The 14,351-nt window shown below is 62.7% G+C and carries 9 protein-coding genes and 4 pseudogenes; 4 read left to right on the top strand and 9 right to left on the bottom strand.

Translation table 11 applies throughout. From position 1 onward, the window contains the following. Positions 1-55 precede the first annotated feature (55 nt). The 8 genes and pseudogenes from BM417_RS04990 to BM417_RS50075 form a co-directional block, all read right to left on the bottom strand. The gene (locus BM417_RS04990) at positions 56-241 is read right to left on the bottom strand and encodes a hypothetical protein (protein WP_093588486.1); all 186 of its coding nucleotides are present in this window, start codon (positions 239-241) and stop codon (positions 56-58) included. A 933-nt stretch (positions 242-1,174) separates the two neighbouring features. Beyond that, on the bottom strand, positions 1,175-2,866 hold the full coding sequence (locus BM417_RS04985; RefSeq protein WP_093588485.1) for an ABC transporter family substrate-binding protein: 1,692 nt from the start codon (positions 2,864-2,866) through the stop codon (positions 1,175-1,177). A 24-nt stretch (positions 2,867-2,890) separates the two neighbouring features. Then, entirely contained in the window at positions 2,891-4,921 is a 2,031-nt protein-coding gene (locus tag BM417_RS04980; protein ID WP_177320285.1) for a dipeptide ABC transporter ATP-binding protein, read from the bottom strand. Then, positions 4,918-5,706 (bottom strand): ABC transporter permease, encoded by a 789-nt coding sequence (locus tag BM417_RS04975; RefSeq protein WP_245821701.1) that lies wholly within the window; start codon positions 5,704-5,706, stop codon positions 4,918-4,920. Before BM417_RS04975 ends, BM417_RS04980 begins: the two co-directional genes overlap by 4 nt. A gap of 110 nt (positions 5,707-5,816) precedes the next feature. Then, positions 5,817-6,812: an ABC transporter permease gene (locus BM417_RS04970; RefSeq protein WP_245821700.1), complete on the bottom strand. Its 996-nt coding sequence runs from the start codon at positions 6,810-6,812 to the stop codon at positions 5,817-5,819. A gap of 63 nt (positions 6,813-6,875) precedes the next feature. Continuing rightward, complete coding sequence (locus tag BM417_RS04965) at positions 6,876-7,742, bottom strand: AAA family ATPase (RefSeq protein WP_093588483.1); 867 nt, start codon at positions 7,740-7,742, stop codon at positions 6,876-6,878. A 532-nt stretch (positions 7,743-8,274) separates the two neighbouring features. Next, positions 8,275-8,973 (bottom strand): annotated as a pseudogene (locus BM417_RS50080) (replication initiator). Positions 8,974-9,052: 79 nt separating this feature from the next. Further along, positions 9,053-9,256, bottom strand: a pseudogene (locus tag BM417_RS50075) (replication initiator); the annotation flags it as partial. A 59-nt stretch (positions 9,257-9,315) separates the two neighbouring features. Between BM417_RS50075 and BM417_RS49035 the strand changes: the two are divergent. After that, a pseudogene (locus BM417_RS49035) lies at positions 9,316-10,292 on the top strand (IS110 family RNA-guided transposase); the annotation flags it as partial. On the opposite strand, the pseudogene BM417_RS04945 reads toward BM417_RS49035, so the two are convergent. After that, positions 10,263-10,586, bottom strand: a pseudogene (locus tag BM417_RS04945) (integrase core domain-containing protein); the annotation flags it as partial. The pseudogenes BM417_RS49035 and BM417_RS04945 overlap by 30 nt on opposite strands. 489 nt (positions 10,587-11,075) lie before the next feature. On the opposite strand from BM417_RS04945, the gene BM417_RS04940 reads away from it, so the two are divergent. The 3 genes from BM417_RS04940 to BM417_RS04925 all read left to right on the top strand — a co-directional run bounded on the left by BM417_RS04940 (position 11,076) and on the right by BM417_RS04925 (position 14,172). Next, on the top strand, positions 11,076-11,843 hold the full coding sequence (locus tag BM417_RS04940; protein WP_245821699.1) for a COG4315 family predicted lipoprotein: 768 nt from the start codon (positions 11,076-11,078) through the stop codon (positions 11,841-11,843). 1,315 nt (positions 11,844-13,158) lie between these two features. Continuing rightward, positions 13,159-13,527: a response regulator gene (locus tag BM417_RS04930; protein WP_177320283.1), complete on the top strand. Its 369-nt coding sequence runs from the start codon at positions 13,159-13,161 to the stop codon at positions 13,525-13,527. Between the two features lie 108 nt (positions 13,528-13,635). Continuing rightward, complete coding sequence (locus BM417_RS04925; protein WP_093588477.1) at positions 13,636-14,172, top strand: sigma-70 family RNA polymerase sigma factor; 537 nt, start codon at positions 13,636-13,638, stop codon at positions 14,170-14,172. Positions 14,173-14,351 lie beyond the last annotated feature (179 nt).

Below are 14,351 nucleotides of genomic sequence, written 5' to 3'. Positions count from 1 at the left end.
CGAGGTTGATCTTCGTGGTGACGCTGTCAGCGGGGTTCGTTGCTGTAGAGCATTGTCAGGCCCGCGACCGCGGCGTCGCGGTCTTGTCCAGTCCGTCGAGGTAGGAGTCGAAGCCAGGCAGCGCGTACGCGCGGATGTTGACGATCCAGCCGGGGAGAGCTCGTCCGAGACTGGGCGCCGTCGCCGCGGCATCCGGTGAGGATGGCGGCGAACTCGCGTACTCGGGTGAGTGGATGGTCATCTCGGGGCAGGCGGCGATCAGGTCGTCGAGGTGGCGGCGGGTGTGGTCGGGCAGGCGGTGTGGGTCGGCTCATGAGCGAGGAGATCAGGCGGCGTGGTGAGGGCGCGACGCGCTTAGGGTCGGCACGGCCCTGGTTGAGGTAGCGACGAGGAGGGTGGCGCTGCCGGTGTATCCGTGTTTGCGGTCGGCCAGGATCCGGGTCGGATCTTCCCGACTTGGCGGTGGCGGGCTTGGTCGCGATGCTGGGCGGCCAGGCAGGCGTCGTAGCGCGGCGGGGCGCAGCAGCTCAGGCCGATACTGCGGCGTCCGTGCTTGGTGGTCAGTTCGGCGACCTGCTCGACGAAGGTCGTCCGGGTGCAGCGTTCGTCGCGGCAGAACAAGCGCCGCACCCGCAGGTGAGGCACGTCGCGGCCTGATCCTGGGTGCTGGCCTGGATCCGCACTGAACGGCCAGCCGTGAATACCCTCTCGACCCGTACGTCGAGCAGCTGAGGAAACACGACGCCGAACAACTCCGTGATCGACTAGGTTGGGCCATCGCGGAAACCGTGCCAGACCCTGAACCCTGACCCCGTGTGGTTCTGGGAAAGCTGACCCATCAAGGGCAGGACCTGGTAGGCGATCGTCGTGTCAGCGAGTAGCGCTCGTGCTCGCTGCGGGCGATCGGTTTCGAAAGTCTCCGGATCCTGATTCAGAACGTCGTATGGCGCGTATCCGGCCGGGCTGTAAAAGGCGTGTTGTTCGAGCGCCCCGACCAGAACCTCTGCATTTGCGCCTGCCGACTCATCCGGGTCGAGCGACACTGCCGCGATGCCGCCCCTGGCGGGGCAAGTGTGATACGGACATCGTCTCCTTCGCGAATTAAGGTCAGAATTATTCTGTGACAGGGATTTCAAGCACGCATCTTGAAATAGAACTGTAGCGGGCCTTCATGTTACGGTTTTTGCCAACCGATGGTTTCTGGCAACGGGGTGCCGAAGATCGTGGCGCCAATGTTGGCGAGCTCCTTGGTGACCCCGTAGATTGATGGTCCGCTGTAGATCGGGGCAACTCCGTACAACGCAAGGCCTTCACGTTCGACTTCATTCGCCATGGCGACCTGGGCATCCAGTTCGGCGATCTCTACGGCCGCCTCAATCTTGGAGTCGAGTTCTGGAGTGCCAACGCCAGAAATATTCTGTTTGTTGGTGCTACCGTAGAAGCTGTCGAGATATCGCGCGCCGAACGGATCTAGCGACCGATTGCCCAAGAAGAAAATATCGAACTGCCGTCCACGGATCACGGTCTCGTAATCAGCTTCCGAAGATGGCCTCGCCTCCACCTTGACGCCAATGGGTTCAAGTTGCTTGGTCAGCGCGCCCAGCATCGCCTTCTGAAGGGGGTCATCACCAAAGATTGTGTAACCGAGCTCGAGGCGCTTGCCATCCTTTTCGCGGACGCCGTCGCTTCCGAGCCTCCATCCAGAGGCATCGAGGTCTTTCTTGGCGCCTTCGGGGTTGAATTTGATGACTTCTGAAACGTTGTCCTCGTAGCCCCGCTGGAACGGGTAGTAGACGAGGGAGCCAGGCAGCGGTTCCTGGTAATCGAGGCCCTGAAGTGAGATTGAGGCCAACTGGCTGCGGTTGACGGATTCAAGTACTGCCTTGCGAACCGCCAGATCCGACAGAATAGGCGCTTTGGAATTCAGGAACAGAGCGTACTGAAACGGGCTGCCGCCTTTGCGGATCTCCGTTCCTGGGACGTCCGATATCTGGCGGAGTTGATCGGACGAGCCCGATACCACGTAGTCAAGCTCGCCATTTCGAAATGCGTTGATCGAGGCTTGATGGGTCAGGCCCACGGCAATGCGCTTGTCGAGCCTTCCTTTCTTTCCCCACCATTTGGGATTGCGCTCGAACGTCGCATCACCGGTTCGCGCGTCGTACGTGGTCACCACATATGGTCCGGTGCCCCATTCGGGCTGCACCTTGCTCAGGTAGGCAGTGTTGAAGCTTGCCGCATCCGCGGCAGCCTTCGGATGGAGGAACGTGGTGAACAACGCTGACCAAGCAGGATTGACGCCATCGAAGTCAATCACCGCCTCCTTCGCATCCTTTCCAGAACGCACGGAGGTGATTCGCGAATACAGTATGACGTCACCAGAAAAGAAACCACTGTTCGATCCGCTATTGGCTCGCCACGTTGCCTCGATTGCGTGATAGTCGATTGGCGTGCCGTCATTGAAGGTTGCATTCGGGTTAATTCGAATTGTTACCTTCTGATTGCCGCCCCCGAACTCGACTTTGACATCGGAAAAGTAGTCTGGATTGTACTGGGCATCTCCGGTCGGAGAGTAGGTGATCGCCGCAGCGTTATACCAGAACCACATCCGGTCGGCAGGCAGGTTGGCATCTGCGTGAAAGGGGTTGCCCTGCTCGATCGGTTGTCCCGGCACTCGGAGTGTGCCGCCCTCTCTGACATTCTCGTATGACTGCGAATTGAAATTTGTCGCAGCTGTCGCACCGATCGAAGCCGGCGTGGTTCTGCCGGGATCGTTCGAGCACCCTGTTGTAGTCGATGTCAAGATGATGATCGCTCCCGCTACGCCCGTCACGCGTAGTCGCGAAACTCCGTGCCAGATGCTCATCGTGTTCCCTTCCTCAAATGAGGTTCACGCAACATGGCATGCGACGCGAGCGTCGCTGCAGTCGATCAGCGCAGGGCGCTCAAGGTGGCAGCGCTGTTGGATCTCCTTGGACAACGTCGGCCGAAGCGGGCATCGAGCAGCGAACACACACCCGGCGGCCGGTGTCCAAGCGCTGGGTTGTTCACCTGTGAGAACGACCCGGCTGCGGTTGCGTTCGCGGCCAGGATCCGCGACTGGTACGGCGGACAACAACGCTCTGGTATAAGGATGACGCGGGGATTTGAAGAACGATTCGGCGGGACCTTCCTCAAGGACATGGCCAAGGTACATCACGGCAATCCGGTCTGCTATGTGGCGGACCATGGCAAGGTCGTGCGCCACGATCAACATCGCAAGACCGAATTCAGCCTTGACGCGGGCGAGCAAGTTGAGCACGCTGGCCCGCGTTGAAACATCCAGAGCTGAAACAGGCTCGTCGAGTACAAGAAGCCGCGGCTGGGTGACTAGCGCTCTGGCTATCGCTACACGTTGACGTTGTCCACCAGAGAGAGAAATTGGAAAACGGTCCAAACCGTCAGGCGGAAGACCCACGAGTCCAGAAACCTCAAGCACTCGCACTTTAGTCGCATGCGCGCCATAGCCGGCCGCGCGCAACGGCTCCGCTATCAGATCGAAGACCGGGAGCCTGGGATCCAACGCAGCCTGTGGGTCTTGCATCACGAGCTGTACTGATTGCCGGAGCCGTGTCTTGACCAAATGTGCACTGGTAGTTGAAAGATCGTGCCCGAGCACTTCCACCAAACCGCGTTCCGGTGGCCGCAGGCGAAGAATCTCCAGCAGCGTCGTAGTCTTGCCGCCGCCCGACTCTCCAACAATACAGAGTGTTTCCCCAGCTCTTACTTCGAAACTGACGTCGCTGAGAGCGTGCAGGATCCCTACCTTGCGACGGAAGATCTCGCCCTTGGTGATCGGGAAGGTCCGTCCTAGGCCGCGCACTCTAAGCACCCGTTCGTCGCTGAGTGTGCCAGAGACGACGGTAGCAATGTTGCGGAACACCTCGTCGGGGCGTCGGCCCTGCACTTCGGCAAATCTCAGGCAAGCAACCGTGTGCGCCGAGGCTTCTGCGCCAACTGGCACAAGTTCAGGTTCGGCATCTTTGCACGCATCCGTCACAAGCGGGCATCTCGGCGCGAACGGACAGCCAGACGGCCGGTTCAACGCTGACGGCGGCTCCCCGTCGATCGACACCAGGGAACGGCGGTGCGCAGCTCCGGCATCAGGCACCGAACCGATCAGGCCGAGGGTATAGGGCATAGCTGGGCTACGATAGAGGTCTTCTACTGAAGCATGCTCGACGGCGCGCCCGGCGTACATCACAACTGCGTTATCGGCGTGGCCGGCGACGACACCAAGGTCATGGGTAATTAGCAGGACGCCGGCGCCGGTCTCGGCTTTGGCTTGCTCGAGGACTTCGAGGATCTGTGCCTGCACCGTGACATCGAGCGCTGTGGTCGGCTCGTCGGCGATGATGAGATCCGGGGCGTTGGCGATCGCGATCGCGATGACTGCGCGCTGTCGCATGCCGCCAGAGAACTGGTGCGGGTACTCATGTGCCCTGCGACCTGGATCAGCGATACCCACCATGTCGAGCAGCTCTACTGCGCGATCCCACGCCAGCCGCTTTGACAGATTGGTGTGCACCCGCACAGCTGCGGCTACCTGCTTTCCAAGGGACATCGTCGGGGTGAGCGCAGACAACGATTCTTGGAATACCACACCAACGCGACGTCCCCTGATTCCGGACCACTGCTGATCAGACATACCGAGTAGTGATTGACCGTCAAGATGCACCTCGCCGGTGACTCTCGCAGAAGGAGGCAGTAGACCGACGATGCCCATCGCCAGAGCAGATTTTCCTGATCCTGACTCGCCAACCAGTGCGAGGGTCTGACCCGCGTGAATGTCGAAGCTGATACCCCGGACTGCGTCGACGGGTCCGTGCTCAGACGAAAAAGTCACGTACATGTTGCGCACCGACAACAGCGGCTCGTTCATCTCCGGCTCGCTTCGGCGGAAACGGGATCCAACGCATCACGCACACCATCGGCGATCAGGGTCATCGACATGGTGAACAACAGGAGAAATGCGGCAGGAAATGCAAACAGCCACGAGGCACTGCTGATCACGCCTGCGCCGTCGGCTAGCATAGACCCTAGTGATACATCCGGAGGTTTCACGCCGAACCCGAGGAAGCTCAGCGAGGTTTCAGCGAGTACAGCCGCGGTGACTCCGAGCGAGAAATTGACGACCAAGAGGGAACTGAGATGCGGTAAAATGTGACGCAACACGATTCGCCACTTCGGGACCCCCATGAACTCGGCAGCCAATATGTAGTCTCGCTCACGCAAGGAAGTCGACATAGACCACACTCCGCGGGCGGCAATCATCCAGCCGAACAGGGCGAGCGCAAAGACAAGCACCAACCAGTCGCCGCCAACGCGGTTCGACACCAGTGCGAGCACCAGGAACGACGGAACGATGAGTAGAAAATGGATCAGCGCTAGCGCAAGTCGCTCGATCCAGCCGCCGAAGTATGCAGCGAACGCACCGACCATCGCCGAGATCAGCGTAGTCATGCATGAAACGCTCAGCCCGATCATCAATGATCGCCGCAGCCCCACCACGGTTTGGGCGAGCACATCGCCGCCACCCTGATTGGTTCCCATGAGATGTCGTCCGCTGGGACGTTCGGTCAAAGCCAGAAAGTCTTGGTCGGACCAATGCCACGGTGTCAACAGCCCGCCCAGTGTGGCATAGATGACAAGGAATCCGAGCAACATGAGACCGATCATTGCGCCTCGGTTACGAGCGAACCGGCGTCGGTACAAGCGGTTCCGGCTGAGCCGCAGGTGTGGCGGCTCGATGTACTTGCTCACGCGAGTCTCAGCCATCAGTTCACCCGGACCCTCGGGTCGAGTATGGCGGTAGCAATATCGGCGAAGATCGCTCCTGCGGCAGTGGCCGCGGCGCCGAACGCCGCTACGGCGACGACTCCATGAACGTCATTTCTAATGATCGTTTGGATGAAGTATCGCCCCATTCCCTCCCATCCAAAGACGCTCTCAGTTATAACTGCACCGGTGAACACTGCTGGAATCGTGAATGCAATTGACGTGGCCGTCGGGATCGTTGACGAGCGCAACGCGTGCCGTCGAATCGCTTGCGTGCGAGTGAGACCAGTCGCGCGCGCGGTCCGCACGTAGTCGGCGTTGATATTGTCAAGCAATAGCGATCGTTGTGTGAGGTGCCATCCGGCGCTGCCAAGCAATGTCAGGTTGATGGTGGGCAAGACGAGGTGATTGGCCCGGTCGAGCAACACTGGCCAGAAGCCGCCGGCTACGCCGCCAGGTGTACCTGCTCCGGCTACCGACAGAACGGTCTGCCCAAGTTTCTGATTAAACCACACCGCGAGTAGTATGAGGCCCAGTGCGCTCACTACGACAGGCATGTTGTAGAGCAGAACTGAAAGTGTCTGGAGAACCCTGTCAGCTATGCCGTATTGCCTACTAGCCGTGTAAACCCCAAGCGCCACGCCTAGAATGACTGATAGCACCACGCCAGCCAAGATCAACTGACCGCTGAGAAGTGCCCTGTGCGGTATCTCGGAGCCCACCGGCACGCCTGTAGGCGAGTGACCCCAGTCGAACCGCAGGATGACATCGCTGAGCCAACTCCACCAACGGTCTACTGCAGGCATACGGGGATCAAGCCCGTAGAGAGCAAGTGCGTCGCCGATCTCCTCGTCGCTGCGGGTCGGCCGCAGATCACGATAGTTCGACCTCGGATCCAGAAACAGCGTAGCGAAGAAGTAGGTTGCGTTGATCGCGATAAGGATCATCATGAACCATCCGATTGCCTTGCGCAGTACGTATCGGACCGCCTCCACCTACGCTCCGTTTCCGCGAAATTGCATCGACCTGCCCGCTGGGATGAGAAATCGAACGGCTCATCACGAGTGATTGCTGACCACTCGGGCGATGTCGACTCGACTTCGGAGACTGAGCTTGGCTAGAACATGAGAAACATTCGTCCCAATTAGTGCGCCTGCGTGGGCGAGCGCGCTCATCAGTTCGGTGATGTAGAACCGATTTCCACGTGTTCCAACTGCTAGCTCGGAGAGCCGCCTGGCCGGCTTGCCGCCAACAAGTATGGTGATCAGTTCAGTGACCGCATTGGAGGTCAATGGCTCCAAGTCAATCAGCGCTGCACGCCCCACAGCACGGATGTCGATCATCCGTCGGCGCAGCGCGGCCAGGTCTTGCTGGTCATGGCCAGGGCGCATGGCTCCGGCCAGCAGGAGCGGTAGCTGCCTTGTTTTTCGTGTCAACCGATGCCACAAATGGACGGAGGCGCTGTCCGCCCAATGTGGATCGTCGAGGATAAGGACGAGCGGCGAGACAGAACAGAGATCATCCACCCAGGCAGGCAACTGCCGGGATGCCGCGAGCACAGCGTCTGCAACAGTTGCGCTGTTCGCGGCGTTGTCTCGCAGGAGAGCAGAGATCCCGGAGTGCTCAGTGCTGCCGACCGCGTCAGCCAACGGCAGCAATGGGAAAGCCTGGCCAAGCACATCCCCTGCTGCCCAGACAAGTTTGATGTTGCTGTCGAGGCGGTCGACCATCGCACGTAGCAGGCCCGACGTCCCTGACCTCGCCTCGCCTGCCACGAGCACGACCCCGCCGCGTCGCTGCACAAGATCGCGCAATTGGCCGCATAGAATATCCGGCTCAGTCGCGCGGTCCACCAACTTCTGCGCTACCCCGCCCGCAGGTATCTGCGCTAGCCCACCTGTATGCTCCGGCGCAAGCCTCGTCATGGTATGGAGCCTAGCTCGCCTTGCTTGATCGCGGAACACCCAGAAGGTCGCCTAGCAGGGCAGACTGCCTGGTCCAGGGCGTGTCCTGCGGATCTTTTTCATGATCGTGTGCAGATGACGGTGTGTGGTCGGACGTGGTGAGCTGACGAACAAGGCCCGGACAGCGATCGCGCCCTTACTGCCCGCGTAGAGCGGGCAGTAAGGGCGGGCGGTGGCGCAACCACCGGCAGGTGATCGACGCGATCCTGCGGAAGGACCTCACGCCCCGCGAACAGGCCTGATCTCGAAGTCTCGGATAGTCGTACCAGCCGGGCTGCCGTCCGGCGTAGGTGACGGCCGCGAGCAGTTGCCGCCCCTGCTTCGGATTGACCACCGACCGCGGGTCGACCTGGTTCGCCGTGTCCCCCTGATTCGCTCGGAGCCCCGACATGGGATTGGTTGCGAACTCGCCTCCTACCTTGTGACCGAACGCGAGAACAAGCTGATCACCGCGCGGCGAGATTTGGCGGTCCATGCTGTCGCCCTGGTGCCGTCAAGCTTGCGAGTGAGCGTCCGTGACTCGCTCGGACATGGCGTTGTCCCCCTCCTGTACGTACTTGCGCAGACGTTGTGCGCGGACGCGTTCGGCGATGTAGGCCGCGAGTTCGCGTTCCGCGTCGTTGTCGTAGCCGGACCCGGCGTACTGCCAGTTGTTGACGAAGACCACCGCCGCGGGATCGAGTTCGAGGCGCTTGAACATTTCGAGCGTCCGGAACGTCCTGCGCTCTTCGCGGACGGAACGGAAGGTGGTCGAGTAGTGCTTGGATTTTGTGCAAGTGGCCGCTGAACCCGAGCATGTGTGCCCACTTGCGCAGGTTCAGTTCCTCGAAGTCGGCCAGGCCGCTGTGGTCCCATGCGGTCTGCACCATCCGCCGGTGGTGGTCGGCGATGTGCAGGACGTCGATGTCCAGCTGTGAGCGGATCGGCCGGTCCGCCGTGGCTTTCGCACCGGTGCCTTTGGTGCGTACTTGACGACGTAGCTCGCCAGTCGGGCCTCGCTGATCTCGCCGGACTCGTCTTCCACCTGGGAGGCGTTCGCTGGGCGGATGCTCTTTGTGTCCACTTGTTCGCCCCACGCGAGGCGCAGAGCGGAGCCGTCCGGGCGCGTGGTGTCGATCTCCACGGACCGGGCAGCGGCCTTGACGCAGTCGGAGAGGAGTTTGGCCGTGGCCCAGACCGGGGTTGGGGTCATGTGGCCCGTCTGGTCCGTCGACGCACACGATGACGTGGAAGTGGACCAGGCCGCGCCTCTGGTATTCGGCGACTTTGGCGTAGGAGAGCCAGGCGCGGTTCTTGAACTCGGAGACCTTCAGGTCGGCCGCGCCAGCGAGCTTGCGGCGCAGGGCGATGGCGAATCGGTGCCACAGCTTGCCTGCGTGTGCCTGCCAAAGAACCGAGCCCGTGTAGTCGTAGGTCCCAGCGTCGACGGCACCGCCGATGCGGGGATCGTCGCCGTGGTGCCGCTTGCCGCAGCCCGTGCATGGCCGGACCTTGCCGTTAGTGGTGGTCGGTCGGTTGTGGACCGGGCCGGCCTGTGCTGTATGTGCCGGGCCGGTTGGTCAACCGGATGGCCGGTACGTTTCCCGGTGAGGGCAAGACCGACGCCAAGGATGCCCGCACGATTGCCGAGACCGCCCGCCTGCGTGGTGACCTGACCGCGGTGGCCGGTCCGGACGACATCGTGGCCGAGCTGCGGATCCTGACCGCGCGGCTGGAGGAGCTGATGGAGGACTGGGTGCGCGGGTCAACCGGCTGCGTGAGCTGGTTGGCTCGATCTTCCCTGATCTGGAACGTGCTTTCGACTACTCCACTCGTTCGGCGCTGATCCTGCTCACCGGCTACTGCACCCCGGACGGTATCCGGGAGGCGGGCGCGGCTGGCCTGACCGAGCAGTTGCGTGCCGGCGGTGCCTGGCCCAGGAGCATTGCGTCCACGGTGGACAAGGCCATCGCCGCTGCTGATGAGCAAACCGTTGCCCTGCCTGCGGAAGCCGCCGCCGTGCCGCTGATTGTCCGGCTCGCACGTCAGCTGCTTGAGCTCGATCTTGAGATCAAGGATGTCGACAAGCGCATCGCTGAGCGTTTTGGGGAGCACCCGCACGCCGGTCCGATCACGAGCGTTGACGGGTTCGGTCCGATCCTGGGCGGGCAGCTGCTGGCTGGCACTGGCGGTGACCTGCGCGCGGCGTTCGGCAACTCCGGGCGGTTGGCCGCCTACGGCGGACTCGTCCCGGTGCCGCGTGACTCCGGCCGGGTGCGGGGCAACCTGCACCCGGCCCAAGCGCTCTATCACCGCGGCCTGCGCCGCGTCTTCTATCTGGCCGCCCTGTCCTCGATCAAGGTCCAGGACGGACCATCTCGCCGCTTTCATCTGCGTAAACGAGACGAGGGCAAGGTTCACACCCAAGCGCTCATCGCGTTGGCGCGCCGACTGATCGATGTCATCTGGGCGCTTCTGCGCAATGGCCGAGAGTTCCATCGCTCACCACAACCCACGGCCCAAGCGGCTTGACACGATCATTGAGACTCCGTGTTCGATGGGGGGCAACCGGCCAAGGGCTGTTTGGCGTCTGCGGTGGTGGTAGGTGCGTTCGATCCAGGTGACGATCGCGATCCGGAGTTCGTCACGGGTGGACCAGGTGCGCCGCTTGAGAACATTGTTCTGCGGCAACGCAAAGAAGCTTTCCATCGCGGCGTTGTCGCCCGCCGCGCTGACCCGGCCCATCGAGCCGAACAAGCCGTGGCGCGCGAGCGTGCGGACGAACTTTCTGGATCGAAATCGCGATCCGTGGTCGGTGTGCACCACGCAGCCGGCGACCTAATCGCGGCGGGCGACCGGTCACGGCCACAGCCTGAGCTAGGGGGATGGAGAACGAAAGCGCGATCGGCTACTTCGGGCCGTACGGTCACAGATTCTTGCCCGAAAGTGCAGACGGAGCCGGGCCGGGCATGCCGAATTCGCCCCCTGTCAGACGTTCTCCCGAAGGCGGGAGACGATAACAGTCCAGTGTGGTCGGTAGAGATCTCAGTGCTGGCAGCGTTTCGTGGGAAGTTCGTTGAACCGAATGCGGCGTGGCTGCGTGCTGTGTACGAGACACGGAACAGAGTCCGCAAGCCTGGATCGGAGAGAACCATGCATCGCAAGCGGTTTGGAGTCCTGGTCGCCCTCGGCGCCGCCAGCGTTGTCGTACTGAGCGCCTGCGGCAGCACGGATGCGCAGTCCGGCACGCCCGCCCCGGCTGCGCAGGAAACGCAGCAGCCAAAGGGAGGGGCCGACCCCGTTGCAGAGTCCAATGTGGATGGCGTTGATCTCTTCAGAGGTACCAACAAGTCCAGCAAAGCGGACCAGTCGAGCGGGGACAAGGCGCCTGCCGCCGCCGCCCCGGAGGTCAAGGCCAAGTGGGTCGAGCTGCGATCCGCCGAGGCCGGCGGACTTGATCCCGCGGTCGTGAACGGCGTGGGCCGCACCATCTACTGGTTCAGCGACGACCCAGTCGGTACCAAGGTGTCGAACTGCAACGGCGAGTGCGAGAAGCAGTGGCCGCCGGTCGTGGTCGGCAACGGAGGCAAAGTGATGTTCTCCGGCATCAAGCGGGAGAACATCGGCTTCATCAAGCGCAACGACGGCCGGACGCAGGTCACGCTCGGCGGCCGTCCCCTGTACCTGTTCGCGAAGGACCAGCAGGCCGGCGATATCAAGGGGCAGAACGTCGGTAACAAGTGGTTCGTGGTCAACCCGGAGGGCAAGCGTGCCGCGGCGCCCGTCCAGACGACCACACCACCCGCGCCGGCCAGCGGCAACGGCAAGCCCGCCACTTTCGTCTCGTTCTTCACGGGCAAGGACTTCGACGACTTCAGCGGCAACAACTTCGCCACCGGCGGCGGTGTCACAGCCAGCTGCGCGGACCTGCGTGGCGGCTTCCGGTCGCTGACCACCGACGGTGCCGTGAAGATCTGGTCGGAACCGGGCTGCAAGGGCAAGTCGGCTGTCGTCACTGATGACGTGCGCGACACCGCGGCGCTCGGCCTACCTGCCGGTGTGAAGTCCTACGTTCGCGCCTGACAGACAGACAAACATGCAGATTGCGGGGGCAGGGGTATCCCGGCCTCCGCTTCGTTTAGTGCGAACATCGTCTCGCCTGATGGAACTCACGCGGCGTCCATTATGGATCTATTTGTTCTGTGTCGCTCGTCCGGCAGCCTGGGAAGCTTCGCGTAGGCGGTCAGACAACTTCTACCAAGTGATCAGTATCGAATGCTGGTCGCCGAAAACATGACGGCGGCCGACAGCCGGACCTGGCTGCTGATCACCGCCTGTGCCCAGCTCCGACTCGCCCGCGACCTCACCACAGACCTGCGCCGCCCCACGGAGAAACCTCGGCCGCCCCAACGCCTGAGCCCAGCCAGAGTCCGCCGGGGATTTTGGAACCTACACCCGCAACTCGCCTGTCCGGCCCGTTTCTCGAACCCCCCGGCTCGGCCCAGGACGCCCCGCGGGACTGCCCAACCACAAGCCCGCCACGCGCCACGACGTCCACACCGTCACCAGTCGTAATCCTTGTCCGCGGGCGGCTTGCGCGGCTGGCGACGATGCCTGCGGGCGGGCCCCTGATCGGGACCACACCGTCGATGACGGCCTCCAGCTCCAGGTGGTCGTTGCGGTTGGCCGCAGAGACGCCCACAGTCAGCGGCAGGCCGTTGCGGTCGCTCGTGGCGTGGATCTTGCTGCCGGGCTTGCCCCGATCCACCGGGCTGGGCCCGGTCAGGTCCCGCCTTTGACCGCCAGGACCTGCATGTAGTCCACCGAGCACGCGAGCAGTCGATCGCGCCGGCTGAGCCGAGCGGCTCCAGCATCATCTGATGCAGCCGGGCAAACACGTCTGCCTCGACCCACTCGGTGAACCTGCGATGCCGGTCGGGGGTACTGACTCCGCACGACGGCGGTAGCGCCGACCAGGCACACTTTTGAGGCGCATCGGGCAGCAGCAGCTGTGCCGGCAGCCACAACGGCTCCGGCGCCACTTCTCCACATCGTTGATCGTTGATATCGCCTACCCGCAACACACCCAAACGAGAAGTGGTCTTTGGATGCATCGGACGGCGTCGTTCAGCCGTTGTGCTGGGATCTTTGGATTCCGGCTGTCGGTCTTGCCGTCGTGGCGGTCGCCCTCGCACATCTGGTGCAGACTGGGCGCCGGCCCGATTGCCAGCGCTCGCTGTCGCGGTTGTTCGGACCGTGCACCTGAGTGCTGACTTCGAACAGCTGAGTACGGGTGGCTTGCGACAAATGTCGCGGGCGGCACCCGTCATCTGCCACTCCACATCGCTGGGTGACCGAGTGTCTACTAGGTGCTGATGCCCTGTTCGTAGGAGGCCCAGTGATCCGCGTGCTGATCGTCGACGACGACCCGCGGGTCCGTGGCGCCATACGAACGTTCCTGCTGGCACACCAGGGATTCAAGGTGGTCGGGGAGGCGAGTGGTTCAGAGCTAGCCGTGCGCCTGGCCTCGGAGACCGGGCCTGGTGTCGCAATCGTCGACGTCCTGCTCCCCACGGAACGCGAAGGCCTGTCGCTGCTGAGGATCTTCTCCGAGCAGCTCGGGATTCCCGTGGTGGCGATGAGTCTGGACAACGCGTGCGCTGCTAACGCGATCATGGCCGGCGCCTATGTGTTCCTCGCCAAGGACGGCTACTCGGACCGGCTTGTGGACGCGTTGCTCGCCGCGCCGCACCGGTGCGACAGATGACATAGGCGAGGTCGGACTTCGGTCCCGGCCAAGGGCTCCACAACTACTTGGCCAGGTTCGGTCTGGCGACTGATTCGCGCAAGGTGTGGCGCGGCGCACAGTTCCTGCATGACTACCGAGACGCTTGAAACGACACTCGATGACGGTGCACTCGCCGACCTGTACAACAGGCACGGCCGCGCGGTGCACATGTACGTGCGGACGCTGACCATCGGCGATGCTCTGCTCGCAGAGGACATCTTGCAGGAGACGTTCCTGCGTGCCTGGCGCACGCCGCGCCTGGCGGTCCGACCTGAAGCCGCGCGAGCATGGCTGGTGACCGTCGCGCGCAACCTCTTCATCGACCGCGTCCGGCTGCGTAACCGTCGCCCGCAGGAAGCCGGCGACACGGCTCTGCCGAACATCCCGGCGCAGCGCTGCGAGATCTCACGCGTCGTCGACTCGGTCATGCTCGCCGATGCGCTGGCGAAGCTGAGGCTCGGTCAGCGCGACGTCGTTGTGCAGACCTACCTTTACGGCCGTACGGCGGACGAGGTGTCCACGGAACTCGGCATCCCGGTCGGGACCGTCAAGTCCCGTCTGCACTCGGCGTTGCGGTTGCTGCGGTCGGACCTCGAGTCAGCTGACCTGTGCCTGGCGGCCTGACTCGCGCGACGTGGTCTTGACGGGACAGCATCCAGGTCCGTCCACTGAGGACGGGTGCACGGTAGTGCCGACGATGAAGTGAAACCGGGCACCGCGCCGCGACCGGCGCTGACCGTCTCGATTCAGGTGCCTAGTCTGTCCATCGACCTCTCACAGTGGCTTGCGACGTGTTCCAGATC

The sequence above is a fragment of the Lentzea waywayandensis genome (genome assembly GCF_900115955.1).
GTDB lineage: Bacteria > Actinomycetota > Actinomycetes > Mycobacteriales > Pseudonocardiaceae > Lentzea > Lentzea waywayandensis.
This window is presented reverse-complemented; position numbering and strand designations above follow the sequence as displayed.

Excerpts from the sequence above, each read along its gene's own strand:
- BM417_RS04965 (WP_093588483.1), bottom strand. The coding sequence starts at position 7,742 with ATGACGAGGCTTGCGCCGGAGCATACAGGTGGGCTAGCGCAGATACCT.
- BM417_RS04985 (WP_093588485.1), bottom strand. The coding sequence starts at position 2,866 with ATGAGCATCTGGCACGGAGTTTCGCGACTACGCGTGACGGGCGTAGCG.
- BM417_RS04980 (WP_177320285.1), bottom strand. The coding sequence starts at position 4,921 with ATGAACGAGCCGCTGTTGTCGGTGCGCAACATGTACGTGACTTTTTCG.
- BM417_RS04925 (WP_093588477.1), top strand. The coding sequence starts at position 13,636 with ATGACTACCGAGACGCTTGAAACGACACTCGATGACGGTGCACTCGCC.
- BM417_RS04990 (WP_093588486.1), bottom strand. The coding sequence starts at position 241 with ATGACCATCCACTCACCCGAGTACGCGAGTTCGCCGCCATCCTCACCG.
- BM417_RS04975 (WP_245821701.1), bottom strand. The coding sequence starts at position 5,706 with ATGTTGCTCGGATTCCTTGTCATCTATGCCACACTGGGCGGGCTGTTG.